Origin of the sequence: Propionicicella superfundia DSM 22317 (assembly GCF_000423465.1) — a bacterium.
Classification (GTDB): Bacteria; Actinomycetota; Actinomycetes; order Propionibacteriales; family Propionibacteriaceae; genus Propionicicella; species Propionicicella superfundia.
In genome coordinates, this window is the sequence record NZ_AUIA01000011.1 from 150,364 (window position 1) to 168,815 (window position 18,452).

The window sequence follows — 18,452 nt, forward strand, 5'->3', positions numbered from 1 at the left end:
TTTCCGCACCGGCGGGGGGAGCCCAGCACGCATGTCCCCCGCGGGGCACAGATGTGCAGGGCGCTCGTCGGCGTGCCATGCCGGACGGGTGGCCGCATCGGGGCAGGGGTCGCGGACGTGAGGGGCGAGAGCGAGCGCGTCACCTGTCGATCCTCGGCCCGATCCGTCGGCAGGTCAACCCCTGATGAAATTCTCGACGGTGCGTATCGCGCGCCGTGCCACAGGGGAGAAAGGACGAGGGCGGCCCTGTTCGGGAAAGGTGATGAATTGCCGGGATGTGTCCCGGGAGCGCGCTGGATCCGCGGCACTAGCCCAGGTAGACCTGGCCGTTCGCCACGGTGATCGTCCTCGTCTCCAGCGCCTGGGTGGCCGGGCCCTGCAGAACGGCGCCGGTCAGGTCGAACTCGCTGTTGTGGCACGGGCAGATGATCTTGCCGTCGGTGATCGAGCCGACCGGGCACTGCTGGTGCGGGCAGATCGTGGACAGTCCGACGAACGTGCCCGCCGCCGGCTGCGTGACGACGAGTTCGTCGGCGGACAGGATCACCCCGCCCCCCACGGGGACGTCCGTGGTTGCGACGACGCCGGGGCTGCTCCCCGCGGAGGCGCTGGTCGCGTTTCCGCCGGTGCTCGGGGACGTCGCCCCCGTCGCGTCGGCGGAGGGTGTGGTCGTCGTGGCGGGCGCCCCGGATGTCTGTGTCGTGTCGGCGCATCCCGCGGCGATCAGCAGCGCTCCTGCCGCGCCGGCGCTGAGGACGACGCGGCGGGACACCCCGCCTGGTTCCAGCAGTTCCATGTCTCATCCCCTCCGTGCCCGTGTGTGGGGGCCATCCTGCCAAACCGGTCGGGCGAACCACGAAGGGCGGGCTCGACCCACAGAAGGCTCACAGGTGCCTGATGGCTCCGTCGGTCCCGTCGTCCCCGGTGGCCACCGGACGTGTCGGGTCGGCGATCCACTCGCTCCACGACCCCACGTACACGCCGACCGGGATGCCCGCCTCGGCCAGCGCCAGCGCCACCTGGGCCGCGGTGATGCCGGATCCGCAGGAGGTCGCGTCACCGGCGGAGAGCCCGAGCGCCGCGGCGTGCCGGCGAATGCGATCGGCGGGCAGGAAGCGACCGGAGGGGTCCTGGAAGTCCCCTGCCGGGGCGTTGCGCGCGCCCGGGATGTGCCCGGCGACCGTGTCGACAGGCTCGGCCTCGCCCCGATAGCGCTGTGGGGTGCGGACGTCCCACAGCCGTCCGGCGGCGGCAGCGGCGGCGGCGCCGGCGGCGTCCAGCAGCGGCAGGTGCCCGGGTGTGAGGCGAACGCTGCCGGGGGCGGTGCCGGGGACCTCGGTGGTGACCGGGCCGCCCAGCTCGACCCACGCGTCCATGCCGCCGTCGAGGACGCGGACGGCGTCGAAGCCGAAATAGCGCAGCACCCACCAGGCGCGGGCGGCCGAGAGGGACGTCCGTCTGTCGTACACGACGACGTCGTCGCCGTCGCGGACCCCGCACCTCTCCAGCGCCGCCGTCACGGCCTCCGCCGGCGGCAGCGGGTGACGCCCGTGTTCGCCGGGTGCCGCGGACAGGTCGCCGTCGACGGCGAGGTGGCGCGCGCCTGGCAGGTGAGCGGTGCGGTACTCGTCGCCGCTGGGCGGTCCGCCGAGGGTGAACTGCACGTCCAGCACGACGTGGTCGGCGTAGGTCTCGCGGAGTTCCGCGGCACCGATGAGAGCGGTCATGGCGTCACCCTAACCGGCGGGTGCGCCGTCCGTGGGCGCCGATGCGGTCAGTCGCCGGCGGGCGTCGTCGCGTGCAGGACGGCCTCGAGCACCGACGCCTGGGCGTCGCCGGGCGTCGCGGGCAGCATCGGGATCCGCATCCGGTGGAGCATCCGTCGCATCCCCTCGCCGACATGGTCGACGACGATGCCGTCGATGTCGTTGTCGAGCAGGAACCGCACCACCCGGGCGTGGTGTGCGCCGTGGCCGCCCGAGTCGTGGAGGACGTCCCAGGACACCTCGTGGACCTGCCAGTCGGCGATGTGTTCGTGCTGGACGTCGGCGACGGCGATCCAGTGAGCCCGCCCCCAGGCGGTGGCGGAGTTCCCGGCCGCGTCGACGGGCGTTGCGATCTTCATGGGGCCTCCTGACGTCGGTTCGACTGTACCCGTGACCGGCGACGGTCGGGTTGGGGGCCGCCTAACCCGCGATGGCGTCGAGGCCGAACTCGCGGCGTAGCCGGGCCACGTGCCCGGTCGCCCGCACGTTGTACTGCGCGAGGGCGATCGCGCCCGTGCCGTCGGCCGCGACATCGACGAGGAACGTCGAGCGGATCACGCCCTCCACCGACTTCCCGTACAGCATCTTGGAGCCGTACGCCGCGTAGGCGCGCAGGACGTCCTTGCCGGGATCGGACAGCAGGACGATGTCGTCCAGGCCGGACTCGGCGCGGAACCGGGCGATCTTGGCCACGGGATCGGGGGAGATGCCGATGATCTGCAGTCCCTGCGCGGCGAAGTCCCCGGCGGCGTCGCGAAAGTCGATCGCTTCGCGCGTGCAGCCGGGCGTCATGGCGGCGGGATAGAAGTAGACCACCACACGGCTCCCGGCGAAGTCGGAGAGCGACACTGCGGTGCCCGACCAGTCGGGAAGGGCGAAGGCGGGGGCCGTGTCGCCGGCGACGAGTCTGTCCATGCCGAAACCCTAGCGTGGGACGCACACCGGGGGTTTCGCTATAGGCTGGCTCTGCCAGGCGAGCGTGGGAGGTAGTCCGTGACCGAGACCGATGCGAAGGTTCCTCCGAAGACGAAGGAACAGTTGCAGGCCGATGTCGCCGCCATCCGCGCCCGACTGTCGGGGAACGTCGAATCGCTGATCGGGCAGGTGCACCCCAAGTCGATCGCGAATCGAGCTGTCAACGACGCGCGTGACCTGCTCGACGCCGAGGCGACGAGCGCGCGCCGCAAACTCGACGAGGCCGTGTCCACGGTGCGCGGCTTCGTCGGCCCCAAGGTGGACGACGCGGCCGATTTCGTCAAGGACGAGCACGGCTGGCGGACCGATCGGCTGATGCTGCTCGGCGGCGTCCTCGCCGGGCTCGTGACGCTGGTGCTGCCGATCGTCGCCGCGTCGATCGCCATCGGCCGTGCCGTGCGGGCGCACAAGAAGTCGGCGCGGTAGAGGTGGCGGACGCCGGAGAGCTCCCGATCAGGATGCTGCACGATCGCATCCTGGTGAGCATGGAGGTCGAAGCGGGGGAGCGGCGCAGCGGTGGTGGCATCCTCATCCCGGCCACGGTGCAGCTCGGACGGCGGCTGACGTGGGCCAAGGTCGTGGCCATCGGCGCGAGCGTGCGTCAGGTGAAGACCGAGGACCGCGTCCTCTTCGATCCCGAGGACAGGGCAGAGGTCGAGTTGCGCGGTGAGATGTACGTGTTGCTGCGCGAGCGGGATCTGCATGCGGTGGCGGCCGAGCGGCTGCAGGACGGCTCGACCGGTCTGTACCTGTGACGCCGCCCCTCGGGAGCGCGAACGGTCTCTGGAAGGCGCAAAGCCCATCCGGAGACCGGATGGGCTTGTCGTGCGCCGCCAGGGACTCGAACCCCGAACCCGCTAGTTAAGAGCCAGCTGCTCTGCCAGTTGAGCTAGCGGCGCGCGGCTCCCAACGTTAGCGCATCGCGGGCGCCGAGGCGAAATCGTCCGACCGGCCGCGGCCGGTCCCCGATCGTTTCGGCGCCACCCGCTCTCAGCGCCGTCCGCGGACGTGGGCGAATCGCTGCGCGCGCAGGGTGTCGAGCTCGGGCAGCGGGAGCGGATCGAGCCCGTGGCCGAGGGCGCGTTCGAGCAGGTGGTCGGCCAGGTCGGGGTTGCGGGCCAGGACGGGCCCGTGCGGGTATGTCCCGATCACGTTGTCCTGGACGGCTCCTTCGCTGCCGTCGCCGTTGCCGACGCCCACCTCGACCGTGGCGAGCGGTGCCGCATCGGGCCCGACGGTCGTGAAGCCGCCGTGGTTCTCGAAGCCGGTGATGAGGCTCTGCGAGCCGTCGGGCCTCGCCCACCGGGTGAGGATCTCGCCGACGGCCCGTTCGGGACCGCGGCGGGTCGTGACGTCGAGCAGGCCGAGCCCGTCGATGACCTCGTCGCGCTCGCCGATGGTGAACGTGCGTCCGCAGATCTGGTAGCCCGCGCAGACGGCGAACAGCACCGCGCCGCGGTCGAGGGCGCGGAACAGGTTGCCGTCGGCCTTCAGGGCGGACACGGCCGACACCTGTGCGGCGTCCTCGCCGCCGCCCAGGAGATACACCGAGCCGGTCGCGGGGACCTCCTGGCCGGGCTCGACGATGCGGAGTGCCGCCTCGATGCCGCGCCACTGGAGCCGTTTGACGAGGACGGCCGCGTTGCCCCGGTCGCCGTAGATGCCGAGCAGCGACTGGTAGACGAGGACGATCTCGACGGGTGCGCTCATCGGAGGCCTGCCATCTTGAGGAGCTTCTGGAACGGGGTGTAGGTGGCGATCACGTCCACGGGGGCGGTGTGCCCGGCGAGCGCCTCGCCCGGCTCCGGGACGACGGTGTGCTCGACACCTGCGTAGGTGAGCCGGACCGCCAGGTCGTGGGCCCGCGGGCCAGTCGCGATCACCCTCCGGCCGGCCAACTGCTCGTACTCGACGTCCCACAGCCAGGACACGTCCTTGCCGTCGGCGGCCACGGAGTCGATGGCGAGGACGACCGGATCCGTCTCCAGCAGCGGCAGCGCCTCGGCCCAGCCGGCCGGGTTCTTGGCGAGGATGAGGCGGGCGGTGGTGGTTCCGAACGTCGCGGTCGCGAATCGCCCGGCCGGGGCCTCGACCGTGCGCATCCCGCGCAGCGCGGTCTCGACCGGCACACCCCAGACGGCCGCCGCGGCGAGCGCGCACGCCGCGTTGTTGACGTTGAATCGCCCGGGAACCCTCAACTCGGGGTCCCAGGCCGTCCCGGCAGGGTCGACGATCCGGCCGCCGACCACCCGCCACGGCGCCTCGGGCTCGGTGAGGTCGCACCCGGGGCAGTCCCAGTGGGACGCGTCCGCTCCGGCTCCTCCGGTGCGGGTGAGCACCGTGCCGCAGGCGGGGCACAGGGCGGAGTCGGCGGACCACAGGGTCTCGGCGGCCACCCAGACCACCTCGTGGGCCGTCCCGGAGGCCCAGACGACGAGCGGATCGTCGGCATTGGCGACGATGACCGGGCCGGACGTGCCCGCGTCGCCGAGCGCCTCCCGCCACGCCTGGGCGAGCGCCTTGATCTCGTGGTGCCGGTCCAACTGGTCGCGACTGAAGTTGAGGAACACGAGGACTTCGGGGGCGCCGTGGGTGATGAGGTCCTTCACGACGCGCTCGTCGGTCTCCAGCACGGCCAGGTCGGCCGCGGGAGCCTTCGCGAGCGCGCTCGCGATGCCGTAGTGGAGGTTCGCGCCGTCGGCGTTCGTGACGACCCGGTCCGCGTCGCGCACGCCGGCGCGGACGGCGGCGGCGAGCAGATGCGTGGACGTCGTCTTGCCGTTCGTCCCGCTCACCGCGGCGATCCGGCGTCCCTTCACGAGCTTGCGGAACGCGAGCGGGTCGATCCGGGTCATGACCTGGCCGCGGATGGAGGCTCCGGACCCTTTGCCGGCAAGTCGTGAGCCGAGCGCGGCGGCGTCGCCGGCGAGGATCGCGGCGCGCAACCGCAGGCGTGCGGCGAACCGAAGCCCGGCGGGAGCGGCGTGTCGTTCGAGCGGTGCGGGCACGATCACCTCTCCTCGGCGAGGGTGAGCAGGTCGGCGAAGAAGTCGGTCGCGTCCCCGAAGTCGCCGCGCGCGACGGCCGCGCGGACGAGGTCGCTCTCGGTGCAGGTCAGCAGCCCGCGCGGGTGGCAGTACTCGACGACGTCCATCGCCAGCCGTGCCCATTCGGCGTCGTCGGCGAGCATGCGCCCGGTGCGGCGCAGCGTCGAGGGCAGGTCTGTCACGTGGGCATGCCACAGGCGTTCGCCGAGGTCGGTTAGGAGGACCGTCACACCCTGCATCGTACGAGTTCGCAGCCGCCGGGCCGCGCAGGCCGTCGGGCGCGGACCGGGTTCCCGCGGTTCAGACGGGCCGGGCCTCCTGCGGTGCGGGCGGGACGAGGTCGGCATCGGCGACGTCTTCCAGCGTGGGCCTTTTCGCGGTCCGGCCCGCGCCCGAGGACGTTCGGCGGAGGCGCCGGCCGATCCACGGCAGCATGTGCTCGCGTGCCCACACGGAGTCCGCCCGCAGCCTCTCGGTTCGTGAGGCGGGGGGCCGCGGCTCCGCCGGACGGTCCCAGTCGGGGTCCGACGGTTCCAGCCCGAGCCCGACGAGCGCGCATTCGGCCACGCGCCGGTGTCCCTCGGAACTGAAGTGGATACGGTCGTCCGCCCACATGCGCGGGTCGTGCAGACTGCGCATCCCCCAGACGTCGAGGACCCGGGCGCCGGTGCGGCGCGCGATGGACCACAGGTTGGCCGAGTACACCGCGGCGCGGCCCCGGGTGAGCTCCAGGACGGGGGTGCCTCCCGAGTCGACGCCGAGGCCGATCAGCACGTCGGCGCCGGTGGCGCGGATCGTGACGACCGCGTCCTCCACGGCTGCGGCGAGCCTGTCGGGGTCGGCGTTGGGGCGCAGCGTGTCGTTGCCGCCACCCCACAGGCTGACGAGGTCGGGCTGGAGCGCGAGCGCCTGGGGAAGCTGCTCGGTGAGGATCGCGGACAGGAGGCGGCCGCGGATGGCGAGATTGGCGTACTGGAACGGCCGGCCGAGCCGTCGTTCGCGGAGCACCGCGGCGAGACGGTCGGCCCAACCGGCGTACGAGCCGTCGGGCCGCGCGTCCATGAGGCCCTCGGTGACGGAGTCGCCGATCGCCACGTAGCGGGTCCAGGGGATCGGGGGGGTTTCCACCCGGTCAGTCTAGGAGCGTCCGGGCGAGGGGATCGGGGCGTTCACGTGGAGGACCCGACCGCCGGCGCGGGTCCTCCACCGGGTGCCGTCAGGAGAAGATGACCGCTCCGTACTTCCAGAAGATGAGCGCGACGACCACGCCCAGCCAGACCGTGACGATGAGCGCGTCGAGACCGAGTCGCAGCCCGGCGGCGGCCTTCGCCTGCGCCCGCGGTGGCAGGAAGAGGTTGCCGTCGCGGATGTTGACATGCGTGAGGGACGTGAACACGAGCGTCGTCGACAAGGTGACGAGCAGGCACCACGGGCACAGCGCGCCGATCACGAACATGGCTTCGAAGAACAGCCAGTAGGCGAAGATCACGCCGAGCGTGTAGACGATCTGCGCGGCGAGCATGAACCCGCGCGGGAACCTGACCCCCGCGAGGCTGGCGACGGCGATCGTGATGACGACCGGTTCGCACACGAGGCCGAGGAACGCGTTGGGGAATCCGAACAGGCGGGCCTGCCAGGACACCCCGACCGTCCCGCAACTGATCGCGGCGTTGATGTTGCAGGAGAGCTGCGCGTTCGGGTCGCGGGCGAGTTCGACGGCGTCGATGGACAAGACGAAGGACGCGAGCAGGCTCAGGCAGGCCGACACGAGCATCGTCGAGAAGATCCACGCGTTGGACTGCCGGAACCCGTGGACGCGGTCGAGGACGTCGGTCACTTGCTCGCGGCTTCTTGGGCGGCGGCCTTCAGCACGCCCGCCGTGTACAGGTCGCCGGAGAACTTCTCGCCGTTGATCTTGATGGTCGGCGTCGAGTCCACGCCCTCGTCGAAGGCCGCCTGCGTCGCCTTGCCCACCCAGTCGGCGTAGAGCTGGCTCTTGAACAGGTTGATCGTCGTCTCGCTCACGCCGGCCTGCGCGGCGAAGTCTGCGATCTGGTCGTCGCTCAGCCCGTCGGTGCCCTCGGCGGGCTGGTTCGCGAACAGGATCGCGTTCATCGCCAGGGTCTTGTCGGGCTCGTTGTTGTACACCGTGACGAGGGCGTTGGCCGCGCGGGTCGAGAACTTGGTGCCGTTGGACGACTCGTCCAGGAACGCCATCGGATGGAGCTGCACCTTGGCCGTGGCGTCGGAGACGAGGCTCTGCAGGTCGCTGGTGTTGGTGCGCTCGAACTGGCCGCAGTAGGGGCACATGTAGTCCTGGTAGATGTCGATGGTCACCGGGGCGCTGGCCTCGCCGACGGTCAGGACGTATTCGGAGGTCGCGCCGCTGGCGACCGGGTTGGCCGTCTGCCGCTGCTGGTTGAAGGCGCTGACGATGACGTAGACGAGGGTGGCGACGAGGGCCACGACGACCACGCCGACGATGCTGAAGGTGATGATGTTGCGAGTGCGCCTCTCGCGCGCAGCCTTCTCCTGCTGCTGGCGGAGGAGTTCGCGGCGGCTGCCGCCGGAGGGATTCGGCTTGTTCGGCTTCTTGGCCATGGGTCTGTCCTTCGTGTGGTGATGCGGTGCCGGTCGCCGGGCAGAGGGCGAGGACGGTGCGGCGACCGATGGATGCGCGGGCGTCCTCAGCAGGACGCCGGCGGCGGACCACGGCGAAGGCGGGGCTGGCTGGCGTAGCGGGGTGGGTGGACCGGGACGGGCAGCATCGCCGGCTGCCGGCGCGGCAGGACCGGGACGCGCGCGAGGCCGGGGATCAGTGCGAGGCGCACACGGAACCAGGTGCGCAGCGAACGCACCAGTCGGTGCGCCCACACGCTGGTTCCGACGGCCACGAGAAGCCCGAGCAGCCCGACGAGGAGCGTCGACAGCGACAGGGCGAAGGTCGCGGTTGCGATGGTCGCGAAGTGCGGGCCGGGCCCGTAGGAGCCGTCGGGGCAGTGGGACACCGGCGCGAGCAGATGGAGGTGCAGTCCGATGCGTGCGAGCCCGGGGGACTGCGTGATGCAGGTCGGGAGCGTCGCCGTGACCGATGCCTGGGCCAGCGGTGTCGACAGCGTCGCGGCACCCAGCCCGATCAGGAGCCCTGACCGGGTGATGGACCGAACGACGTGGTGACGCATGTCCCGCATTCTCGTGGTGGACGCATGGATGCTGGAGCGAGTCTACCCCGTGCCCTGTGCCAAGGCGATTCCGCGGGTTCATCGCGTCGCTGCCTGCGGTGACGTCCCGCGAGTAGCATCGTCCCATGAACGTCACGCAGGGTCGCGTCGCGTCTGTGCCGGGCCCGCCGTCCGCGCTGCCTCTCGCAGCCCCGGACCATCTTGCCTCGCTGGCGGCCGAGGCCGCCGCCTTCTCCCAGGCCCTGGCCGGGGAGCCGTGGGAGCTTCGCGTTCCCATGTCCGCCGACTGGACGCTGCGTGATCTCACGCGTCATCTCGGAGGGATCCACCGATGGGGCGCCGCGGTCGTCGCCTCGGGCCGCGAGGAGCCCCGGCCCGAGGAGGCCGTGGACGACGACGCCCTGGGGGGTTGGTTCGCCGAGGGCGCCGACCTTCTCGTCGCGGCCCTGGCGCAGGCCGACCCGCAGTCCCCGTGCTGGACGTTCGGCCCCGAGCAGACCGTCGCGTTCTGGTTCCGGCGGCAGGCCAACGAGACCGCGGTCCATCGCGTGGACGCCCAGGATGCCATCGGTGCGGCCGGATCGATCGCACCGCTGCGCGCCGCGGACGCGGTCGACGAGTTGTTCTCGGTGTCCGTGCCGCGGGCGGCGTCCCGGTGGGATGCGTCGCCGAGGCTTCCGGCGCCGGTGCTGCTGTCGGCGACCGACACGGGGCATGCCTGGCTCCTCGTCGACGACCCGGCGCGCCGTCTGCCCGCCGCCAGGCTCGTCACCGGCGTCGTGCCGGAGGCGGCGGCGGTCCTGTCGGGGACGGCGTCCGACCTGCTCCTGGCGCTGTGGCGGCGGCGTCCCCCGTCGATCCTCGGTCACGAGGGCGATGCGGCCGTTTCCGACCTGCTCTTCTCCGGGCGGCTCACGAACTGACGTCCCTGCGCGATCCGGCGCACCGGTGGCGACGGGTCGTCCGCCGAGGACGCCGGACGGGGGTTCGCGGCCGCCGGACGTTACCCTGCTCCTAGGAGCCTGCTGAACGGTCGCGGCCCGGTCGCCGCGGTTCGTCCCGCCGGACGTGCCCTTCGCTCGGCGCAGGGTCGTCCAGCACGCTCCCAGCGCCCGTTTCGAGCCGGAGGTGTCCGTCCTTGTCCTCGTTCGTGCTGACCGCTCTTGCGGGATCCAACGCGTTGTCGCCCTTCCGGGCCGCCGCACTCGTGGCGTCGCTCCGGCAGGCCGCGCCCTCGGTCACCGCGGTGAGCGCCCGTCACGTCCACTGGGTCGTGACCGGTGGTGTGCTCGACGCCGAGACCGGTGACACGGTCCGGCGACTGCTGACCTACGGCCCGCCGGCGGGATCACCCGCGACGGGCGGCCACACCACGACCATCGTGGTGGCCCCGCGGCTGGGAACGCTGTCGCCGTGGGCGTCCAAGGCGACCGACATCGCACACAGTTGCGGGGTCGCCGTGCGGCGCGTCGAGCGCGTCGCCGAGTACACGGTGGCGTCGGACGCCCCGCTGACCGAGACCGAATGGACCGCCTGCGCGGCGTTGCTGCACGACCGGATGACCGAGTCGGTCTTCGCGGCCGTGGCCGACTCGGCCGCGCTGTTCGACGAGCGGGACGCCGAGCCCATGGTGCGCGTCGACGTCCTCGGACGCGGACGGTCGGCGATCGAGGAGGCGAATGTCGCCTTCGGCCTGGCGCTGTCGGACGACGAGATCGACTACCTCGTGACGTCGTTCCGCGGGCTCGGACGCAACCCCACCGACGTGGAGCTGACGATGTTCGCGCAGGCGAACTCCGAGCACTGTCGCCACAAGATCTTCAACGCCGATTTCGTCGTCGACGGCGAACCCCAGTCGAGGTCGCTGTTCGCGATGATCCGCCACACCGAGGCGGTCGCCGGGCAGGGCACCGTCGTCGCCTACAAGGACAATGCGTCGATCATGGAGGGCGGCCCGGTGACGCGCTGGCTGCCGGAGGGCGACGAGGGCCCCAGCCGGTACGTCGCCCGGCCCGACGAGGTCCACGTCCTGATGAAGGTCGAGACCCACAACCATCCGACGGCGATCAGTCCCTTCCCGGGTGCCGCCACCGGCGCCGGCGGCGAGATCCGCGACGAGGGCGCCACCGGGCGCGGCTCGCAGCCGAAGGCGGGCCTCACGGGGTTCGCCGTGTCCAACCTGAACCTGCCGGGCACCGCCGAGCCGTGGGAGGCCGATCCGTACGGCGCGCCCGGACACATCGCGTCCCCGCTCGAGATCATGACGGCGGGGCCCCTCGGCGCGGCCGCCTTCAACAACGAGTTCGGACGTCCGGGGCTGGGTGGCTTCTTCCGTGTGTTCGAGCAGACGGTCGACGGTGTCCGGCGCGGGTACCACAAGCCGATCATGAGCGCCGGCGGCCTCGGGTCCATCAGCGCGTCCCAGACGGAGAAGGTCGCGTACGCGCCCGGGACCCTGTTGGTGCAGATCGGCGGGCCCGGCATGCGGATCGGCATGGGCGGCGGCGCGGCGTCCTCGATGGCGGCGGGCGCGAACGCGGCCGAGCTCGACTTCGACTCGGTGCAGCGCGGCAACCCCGAGATCCAGCGGCGTGGCCAGGAGGTCATCAACCACTGCTGGAGTCTCGGCGCCGACAACCCGATCCTGTCGATCCACGATGTCGGCGCGGGTGGCTTGTCGAACGCGTTCCCCGAGATCGTCGACGGTGCGGGGCTCGGTGCCCGGTTCGACCTGTCGGCGGTCCCGGTCGAGGAGTCGGGGCTGGCGCCGAAGGAGATCTGGTGCAACGAGAGCCAGGAGCGCTACGTCCTGGCGATCGCACCCAGGTCGCTGGAGCGGTTCGCGGCGCTGTGCGAGCGTGAGCGTTGCCCCTACGCCGTCGTGGGGGTCGCGCGCGACGACGGGGGGCTGGTGCTGGCCCCCGGTGCCGAGGACGTGCCGGGTGACGACCGGCCGATCGACATGCCGATGGAGGTGCTGCTGGGCAAGCCGCCGCGGATGACCCGGGACGTCGTGCGTGTCCCGCGCAGCGCCCCGCCGCTGGACCTCACGGGCGTCGATCTGCGGGCTGCGGCGTATGCGATCCTGCGGCACCCGTCGGTCGCGTCGAAGCGCTTCCTCATCACGATCGCGGACCGGACCGTCGGGGGACTGTCCCACCGCGACCAGATGGTCGGCCCCTGGCAGGTCCCGGTCTCCGACGTGGCCGTGACGCTGGCCGATCACGCCGGGCTGGCCGGCGAGGCCATGGCGTCGGGGGAGCGGATGCCGCTGGCGGCGGTGAACGCGCCGGCCTCGGGCCGCATGGCGGTCGGCGAGGCGCTGACGAACCTGTTCGCCGCGCCGGTGACGCTGTCCGGCGTCAAGCTGTCGTGCAACTGGATGGCGGCCTGCGGCGAGACGGGGGAGGACGCCGCCCTGTACGACACGGTCGCGGCGGTCGCCATGGAGTTGTGCCCGGCGCTCGGCATCTCGGTGCCGGTCGGCAAGGACTCCCTGTCGATGCGCACGCGGTGGACGGGCGACGACGGTGCCGAGCGCCAGGTCACCTCGCCGGTCTCGCTGGTGGTGTCGGCGTTCGCGGCGGTGCCCGATGTCAGCGGTACGTGGACGCCGCAGGTGCACGACGGCTCCGCGCTGATCCTCGTCGACCTCGGTGCCGGCCGGGATCGCCTCGGCGGGTCGATCCTCGCTCAGGTCACGGGCCAGTTCGGCGACGTCGTGCCCGACCTGGACGACCCGTCCCGCCTTGTCGCGCTGGCGTCGGCGCTGACCCGGCTGCGGGCGGAGGGGCTGGTCACGGCCTACCACGATCGTTCCGACGGCGGTCTGTGGGCGACGGTGTGCGAGCTGGCGTTCGCGGGCGGCGTGGGCGTGCAGGTGGACGTGCCGTCGGTCGCGGCCCTGTTCGGTGAGGAGCTCGGCGTCGTCCTCGGGGTGCCGGCCGAGGCGGCGGGGCGCGTGCTGTCGGTGCTCGCCGATCACGGCCTGGGCAACCTGAGTGCCGTCGTCGGCCGGACGTCCCCCGATCGCCGGGTCCACGTCGACCTGGCCGGGGAGCGGCTGCTCGACGAGGACCTGGGCGAGCTCGCGCAGGCGTGGGACGAGGTGTCGTGGCGGATCGCGCGGCTGCGGGACAACCCGGCGTGCGCCGACGAGGAGCATGCTGCGATCGGCGTCGCGACGCCGACGCTCGTCGTGGCGCCGTCGTTCGACCCGTCCGAGGACGTCGCGGCCCCCTACATCGCGACGGGGGCGCGGCCGAAGGTGGCGATCCTGCGGGAGCAGGGTGTCAACAGCCATGTCGAGACGGCCTGGGCGTTCGACCGCGCCGGTTTCGACGCCTACGACGTCCACATGACCGACCTGCAGGCGGGCCGGTTCGATCTGAGCGATGTCGTGGGGCTCGTCGCCTGCGGCGGGTTCTCCTACGGCGACACGCTCGGCGCGGGGGAGGGGTGGGCCCGATCGGTGCTGTTCAATCCGCGGCTCACCGAGGCGTTCGCCGCGTTCTTCGCGCGTTCCGACACATTCGGTCTGGGCATCTGCAACGGCTGCCAGATGTTCGGGGCGTTGGCCGGCCTGATCCCGGGGGCGGAGGCGTGGCCCCTGTTCACCCGCAACCGGTCGGAGCAGTTCGAGGCGCGATTGAGCCTCGTCGAGGTGCTGGACTCGCCGTCGATCCTCCTGTCCGGCATGGCCGGGAGCCTGATCCCGATCGCCGTCGCGCACGGGGAGGGTTTCGCGGACTTCGCCGCGCGCGGCGACGAGCAGCAGGTCGTACGCGCCGCCCGTTTCGCCCTGCCCGACCGGACGCCTGCCGTCGCGTACCCGGCGAACCCGAACGGGTCGCCGGCGGGCCTGACGGCGGTGACCACCCCCGATGGCCGGTTCACCGCGATGATGCCTCACCCCGAGCGGGTGTCCCGCAATGCGCAACTGTCGTGGTCCGACGCGCCGCCCGCGGACGAGAGCCCGTGGCTGCGCCTGTTCCGCAACGCCCGGGTGTGGGTCGGCTGAGGCGGTCTGCCGTCCTGCCCTTCGGGGCCGGGCAGCGTTCGACGCGTGAGGGGCTCCTCGGGAACCCCTCACGCGTCGCCGGTGTCCTGGCGATCAGGGCGACTGAACCGCCGGGACGGGTCTCTCAGACGATGGCCACCGGGCGGACCCACGACCCGGTCGCGCCGCGGATGCGCAGCGGCAGGCACACGAAGAGGAACTCCGTGACCTTGTCGCGCGCCAGGTCGTCGAGGTAGGCGTTCTCCAGCAGGTGGATGCCGCGCTCGACGAGCATCTCGATGTGAACCGGGTGCGGGTTGTTCAGATCCGGCGAGGGATCCGCCTCGACGGTGCCCTGGTCCGCACCCAGCACGACGGCGCCGTGATCTGCCGCGTACTCGGCGATGGCCAGCGACACGCCCGCGCCGATGTGCTTCGACGTGACGTCGGAGTCCTCGGTCCACACGGTGAGCCAGCCCGTGTTGATCAGCACGGCGTCACCGGGCTGGAACGTGATGCCGTTCTCGGCGACCACAGCGAGGAAGTCGTCCAGCGACACGACGTGGCCGGCGGGCAGGGGGCCCGTGCCGCGTGTCATGTCGACCAGGATGCCGCGGGTCACGATCGGCGCGATCGAGGACGCTTCAGCGCGCGTCGGGCCGAAGTCGCCGAGCGCTTCGGCGTTCTTGTAGCCGGAGTAGGCGTGATTGTCGTCGCCGCAGGTGATGTGGTAGAGCGCGTCGAGGTGCGTGCCGGTGTGGGTCGTGCCCATCACCATCTCGGTGTTGACGGCCATGTGCACGGGGTTCGCGCCGCGCCACTCGTCCATGTCGCCGACGACGTCCATACCGCTGGCGCTGCGGTAGGTGATGACCTGGAACGGCGGATGGACGGCCATGAGGGGCATGCCGTTCCAGCGCCCGCAGTCGAGGTCGTAGATCTTGCCCTGTTTCACCAGCCCGAGCGCCGCCACCAGTTGGGCGGCGGTCAGACTGGCGACCCGGCCGAACTCGTCGTCGTTGTACTCCACACCCGGCAACGCGGCGCGCCGCTCGGGTGCCCACGCCTTGGTCGAATCTGCCATAGCCACTCCTTTGTCGTCTTGGCGGAGAGGGTCGCGCCCGCGTCATCGGATGGGGCTCCCGCTCGTGACTGCAACGTAACACGGATTGCGTGATGTGCGCAATGGTGTTAGCGTGAATCACGCGGAAGAGCCGTTGCCGCAGTGACGTCCGGGCGTCATCGCCGCCCACCGCACGAACCGTTCGGAGAAGAGGGGTCCCATGTCCGCACCGCGCACGGTCGTCGTCGCCGACGACCTGACCGGGGCCGTGGAGTCCGCCGCCGCGCTGGCGGGACTGTCGGGGCCTGTCCCGGCCGCCGCCGAGGTGGTGCTGGATGTGGCCGCCCTGCGGGAGCCCGATGCATCGGGAACCGGTGGTTCCGACGTGGGGCGCGGGCCGGCCGGCGGGCGGGGCGGTGAGCATGAGGAACCGCCCTGGCAAGCCACTATTGTCTCCTTGGACCTCGATTCTCGCGCCGTGGCGCCGCAGGTCGCCACGGTGAGACTGCTGTCGGCCCTCGAAGCCGCGCGGCGCTGCGCCGGGCCGGGCGGAAGGGTGATCAAGAAGATCGATTCCCTGTGGCGCGGCAACACGGCCGCCGAGGTCCGGACGCTGATCGGAAAGGGGCCCGCCGTCATCGTGCCCGCCCTTCCCGCGCTCGGACGGACCGTGCGCGACGGGGTGCTGCACGGTGTGGCGGACGGGGCTCCCGACCCTGCCGGACGATGCGATCTCGTGCATCTCCTGGAGCCACACGTCCGCTCCGTCCGCTGTGTTGATCTGCGCGTTGTGCGCAGTCGTCGTGGCGAGTGTGTGCGCATGCTCGCCGGCATCGTGAATGCGGGCGGCGTGGCCCTGGTCGACGCGGAGACGGACGACGACCTCGATCTCGTCGCGGCAGCGCTCGCCGGCCTGCCCGACGAGCTGATCATCAGCACGGGCGGGCTCGCCGCCGCGCTCGGCAGGCGGGCGCGCCGCGAGCGCCCCGAGCAGGCGGCGTCCCCGATGCCGTCGGCGGCGCCGGGGCCGGCCGAACGCGATGCCGCCGTGCCCCGGCGGATCGCCGTGCTGGTCGGCTCGACGGAGCCGGCCGCCCGCGCCCAGATCGGCCACCTCGCCGAGGCGGGCGTCCCCGTGATCGAAGTGACGGGACCCGACGCGGGCGCCTCGTCGAGCCTCGCGCCGGTCGTGGTGCTGACCACCCCCGCAGCGGGGGATCGTCCCTGCGAGGACGGCTCGTGGGCGCGGGCGCTCGTCGACTGTGCGCTTGCGCGGTACGGCGACGCCGATTTCGTGGCGACCGGCGGTGCCACGGCCCGTGCGCTCGTCGACGGCCTCGGCCTCTCCCGCCTACAGCCCCTGGCGGAGGCGTACCCGGGCGCCGTCGTCAGCCGGACCCCGAGCGGGCGCTTCATCGCGACCCGCCCCGGCAGCTTCGGCGGGCTCGACTCGCTCGCCGTCCTGGTGCAGCGCACCAGCGCCATCAGGCTCTCCATGCCTCCCGACAGAAAGGCCGACCGATGAACCTCCCGCTGATTGCTGTGACCATGGGCGACGGGGCCGGGGTGGGCCCCGAGGTCACGGTCGCCGCGTGTCTCGATCCGGCCGTCCTCGCTCACTGCAGGCCGGTCGTCATCGGCGATGCCGAGCGCCTCCGGCAGGCCCTCGCGGTGCAGGGGCGGTCCGCGTCGATCGTGACCATCGCCGATCCGGCCGAGGCCGCCCCGGCCTTCGACCGGCTGTGCGTCATCGACCTGGCGCTCCTGCCGTCCGATCTTCCGTGGGGCCGGCTCAGTGCTGCGGCCGGCGAGGCGGCCTACCGCTACATCGAGAAGGCGGCCGAGCTCACCGTCGCGGGACGGGTCGATGCGATCTGCACCGCGCCGATCAACAAGGCCGCGCTGAAGCTGGCCGGTCACGACTTCCCCGGTCACACGGAGCTTCTCGCTCATCTCACCGGCACTCCGGAGGTGTGGATGATGCTGGCCACCGAGAAGCTGAAGGTCATCCACGTCACCACGCACATGGGCCTCATCGACGCGATCCACTCGATCGAGCCGGGCCGGGTCTTCCGCACGATCGTCGAAGGGGACAAGACGCTGCGCCGGGCCGGCCTGACGCGGCGGATCGGCGTCTGCGCCATCAACCCTCATGCTGGCGAGAACGGGCTGTTCGGCGACGGCGAGGAGGAGCGTCAGATCGCCCCCGGCATCGCACAGGCACAGGAGGCGGGGATCGACGTGGTCGGGCCGCTGCCCGCGGATTCCCTGTTCTTCCTCGCCGTGCGCGGCGACTTCGACCTCGTCGTCGCGATGTATCACGATCAGGGGCATTGCCCGGTCAAGGTCCTCGGTATCGAGGCCGGGGTGAACATCACGGTCGGGCTGCCGGTGATCCGGACGTCCGTGGATCATGGAACCGCCTTCGACATCGCCGGCCGGGGCACCGTCGATCCGCGGAGTATGATCGAGGCGATGCGCCAGGCCACCTCCTTGGCCGGGTCGAACCCAGTCTGACGAGGGAGCCGCGATGTCGCCCCGTGATGCCGCCAGCAGGCGCCGCGGCATCATCGAGTGGGCGAGCACCAGCGGCGAGGCGAACGTGGAGGTGCTGGCTCAGCACTTCGGCGTCACCCCGTCGACGATCCGGCGGGATCTTGCGCGGCTGACCGAGACGGGCCAGATCGCCCGGACCTACGGCGGCGCCATCCCGCTGGCCGCCGCGCACCAGGAGCTGTCGTTGCGGCAGCGGCTGGGCGAGGCCGCGGCCGCGAAGCGCGCGATGGCGAAATGGGCCCGGCGGCAGGTGGCGCCCGGCGACACGGTGTTCCTCGACGGCGGATCGTCCGTCGCGGCCCTCGCGCACGAGCTTCGCGATGCGACCAGTCTGACCGCCGTGACCGTCTCGCTCACGTCCATGCACGAGTTGGGCGACGTCCCGGGGATCAACGTCGACTGCCTCGGCGGTCGGCTTCGGCCGATCAGCCAGGCGTTCGTGGGTCCGATCACCGAAGCCGCGCTGGATCGCCTCACCTTCGACGTGGCGTTCCTCGGAACCGACGGGGTCAGCGCCGACCGTGGCCTCTGCGAGGCCGATCTCACCCAGACCCGTCTCAAGGAGCAGGTCGCCGCCCGCACGGGGCGGCTCTTCGTCCTGGCGCATGCCGCCAAGGTCGGGGCCACGCCGTTCCATGCCTGGGCGCGCATCCCCACGCCGTGGACGCTCGTCACCGACGACTCCCTGACCGAGGAACAGGCCGCGCCGTTCGCGGACTCCGCGATCGAGCTCGTCATGGTCGCCGTCCCCGATCACCCGGTCAGGTGAGGCCCTGGCGGACGTCGGGGTGACCGTCGCCGAGCCGTCGTGCGACGACCCGAGGCCGGTCACCCGGCTGCCGGGGTAGCCGGACACGGCCGAGG

The 18,452-nt window shown here is 71.9% G+C and carries 19 protein-coding genes and 1 tRNA gene; 7 read left to right on the top strand and 13 right to left on the bottom strand.

Going from position 1 to position 18,452, the window contains the following annotated elements:
• Positions 1–307: 307 nt before the first annotated feature.
• From G555_RS0100715 to G555_RS0100730, 4 genes are all read right to left on the bottom strand, one after another.
• Complete coding sequence (locus tag G555_RS0100715) at positions 308–796, bottom strand: Rieske (2Fe-2S) protein (protein WP_028707393.1); 489 nt, start codon at positions 794–796, stop codon at positions 308–310.
• An 88-nt stretch (positions 797–884) separates the two neighbouring features.
• Positions 885–1,727: a sulfurtransferase gene (locus G555_RS17020; RefSeq protein WP_051208044.1), complete on the bottom strand. Its 843-nt coding sequence runs from the start codon at positions 1,725–1,727 to the stop codon at positions 885–887.
• A gap of 47 nt (positions 1,728–1,774) precedes the next feature.
• Positions 1,775–2,125, bottom strand: a complete 351-nt coding sequence (locus G555_RS0100725; protein WP_028707394.1) for a NifB/NifX family molybdenum-iron cluster-binding protein — start codon at positions 2,123–2,125, stop codon at positions 1,775–1,777.
• 61 nt (positions 2,126–2,186) lie between these two features.
• Positions 2,187–2,681 carry a peroxiredoxin gene (locus tag G555_RS0100730; RefSeq protein WP_028707395.1) on the bottom strand — a complete coding sequence of 165 codons (495 nt, stop codon included), beginning with the start codon at positions 2,679–2,681 and terminating at the stop codon, positions 2,187–2,189.
• Positions 2,682–2,759: 78 nt separating this feature from the next.
• On the opposite strand from G555_RS0100730, the gene G555_RS0100735 reads away from it, so the two are divergent.
• Positions 2,760–3,167 carry a DUF3618 domain-containing protein gene (locus tag G555_RS0100735; protein ID WP_028707396.1) on the top strand — a complete coding sequence of 136 codons (408 nt, stop codon included), beginning with the start codon at positions 2,760–2,762 and terminating at the stop codon, positions 3,165–3,167.
• Positions 3,168–3,199: 32 nt separating this feature from the next.
• Positions 3,200–3,496 carry a GroES family chaperonin gene (locus G555_RS0100740; protein WP_051208109.1) on the top strand — a complete coding sequence of 99 codons (297 nt, stop codon included), beginning with the start codon at positions 3,200–3,202 and terminating at the stop codon, positions 3,494–3,496.
• A 71-nt stretch (positions 3,497–3,567) separates the two neighbouring features.
• Here the strand turns inward: G555_RS0100740 and G555_RS0100745 are convergent.
• The 8 genes from G555_RS0100745 to G555_RS22485 all read right to left on the bottom strand — a co-directional run bounded on the left by G555_RS0100745 (position 3,568) and on the right by G555_RS22485 (position 8,970).
• Positions 3,568–3,640: transfer RNA gene (locus G555_RS0100745), tRNA-Lys, on the bottom strand.
• 91 nt (positions 3,641–3,731) lie between these two features.
• On the bottom strand, positions 3,732–4,451 hold the full coding sequence (locus G555_RS0100750; RefSeq protein ID WP_028707398.1) for a type 1 glutamine amidotransferase: 720 nt from the start codon (positions 4,449–4,451) through the stop codon (positions 3,732–3,734).
• Positions 4,448–5,749 carry a Mur ligase family protein gene (locus tag G555_RS0100755; protein ID WP_028707399.1) on the bottom strand — a complete coding sequence of 434 codons (1,302 nt, stop codon included), beginning with the start codon at positions 5,747–5,749 and terminating at the stop codon, positions 4,448–4,450. Before G555_RS0100755 ends, G555_RS0100750 begins: the two co-directional genes overlap by 4 nt.
• A gap of 2 nt (positions 5,750–5,751) precedes the next feature.
• Positions 5,752–6,018, bottom strand: coding sequence for a hypothetical protein (locus G555_RS22950; protein WP_028707400.1), 267 nt, complete (start codon positions 6,016–6,018; stop codon positions 5,752–5,754).
• 70 nt (positions 6,019–6,088) lie between these two features.
• Positions 6,089–6,916 carry an SGNH/GDSL hydrolase family protein gene (locus G555_RS17025; RefSeq protein WP_051208047.1) on the bottom strand — a complete coding sequence of 276 codons (828 nt, stop codon included), beginning with the start codon at positions 6,914–6,916 and terminating at the stop codon, positions 6,089–6,091.
• Positions 6,917–7,004: 88 nt separating this feature from the next.
• Positions 7,005–7,625 (bottom strand): vitamin K epoxide reductase family protein, encoded by a 621-nt coding sequence (locus tag G555_RS0100770; protein ID WP_028707401.1) that lies wholly within the window; start codon positions 7,623–7,625, stop codon positions 7,005–7,007.
• A complete protein-coding gene (locus tag G555_RS22480; protein WP_051208050.1) occupies positions 7,622–8,389 on the bottom strand; it encodes a DsbA family protein in 768 nt (255 codons plus the stop codon). The genes G555_RS0100770 and G555_RS22480 overlap by 4 nt, the downstream gene beginning before the upstream one ends.
• Before the next feature lie 86 nt (positions 8,390–8,475).
• Positions 8,476–8,970, bottom strand: a complete 495-nt coding sequence (locus G555_RS22485; protein ID WP_169337839.1) for a hypothetical protein — start codon at positions 8,968–8,970, stop codon at positions 8,476–8,478.
• A gap of 125 nt (positions 8,971–9,095) precedes the next feature.
• On the opposite strand from G555_RS22485, the gene G555_RS17035 reads away from it, so the two are divergent.
• Together G555_RS17035 and purL are read left to right on the top strand one after the other, a co-directional pair.
• A complete protein-coding gene (locus tag G555_RS17035) occupies positions 9,096–9,893 on the top strand; it encodes a maleylpyruvate isomerase family mycothiol-dependent enzyme (RefSeq protein ID WP_051208053.1) in 798 nt (265 codons plus the stop codon).
• A 215-nt stretch (positions 9,894–10,108) separates the two neighbouring features.
• A complete protein-coding gene (gene purL, locus G555_RS0100790) occupies positions 10,109–13,990 on the top strand; it encodes a phosphoribosylformylglycinamidine synthase (protein ID WP_028707403.1) in 3,882 nt (1,293 codons plus the stop codon).
• A gap of 124 nt (positions 13,991–14,114) precedes the next feature.
• On the opposite strand, the gene G555_RS0100795 is transcribed toward purL, so the two are convergent.
• Positions 14,115–15,053, bottom strand: coding sequence for a cyclase family protein (locus G555_RS0100795; RefSeq protein ID WP_051208056.1), 939 nt, complete (start codon positions 15,051–15,053; stop codon positions 14,115–14,117).
• A gap of 199 nt (positions 15,054–15,252) precedes the next feature.
• Between G555_RS0100795 and G555_RS0100800 the strand changes: the two genes are divergently transcribed.
• Genes G555_RS0100800 through G555_RS0100810 form a run of 3 tightly spaced genes read left to right on the top strand, consistent with a single transcriptional unit; the run spans position 15,253 to position 18,357 of the window.
• Complete coding sequence (locus G555_RS0100800) at positions 15,253–16,557, top strand: four-carbon acid sugar kinase family protein (protein ID WP_028707405.1); 1,305 nt, start codon at positions 15,253–15,255, stop codon at positions 16,555–16,557.
• A complete protein-coding gene (gene pdxA, locus G555_RS0100805) occupies positions 16,554–17,549 on the top strand; it encodes a 4-hydroxythreonine-4-phosphate dehydrogenase PdxA (RefSeq protein ID WP_028707406.1) in 996 nt (331 codons plus the stop codon). Before G555_RS0100800 ends, pdxA begins: the two co-directional genes overlap by 4 nt.
• 13 nt (positions 17,550–17,562) lie before the next feature.
• Positions 17,563–18,357, top strand: coding sequence for a DeoR/GlpR family DNA-binding transcription regulator (locus tag G555_RS0100810; RefSeq protein ID WP_028707407.1), 795 nt, complete (start codon positions 17,563–17,565; stop codon positions 18,355–18,357).
• Positions 18,358–18,452 lie beyond the last annotated feature (95 nt).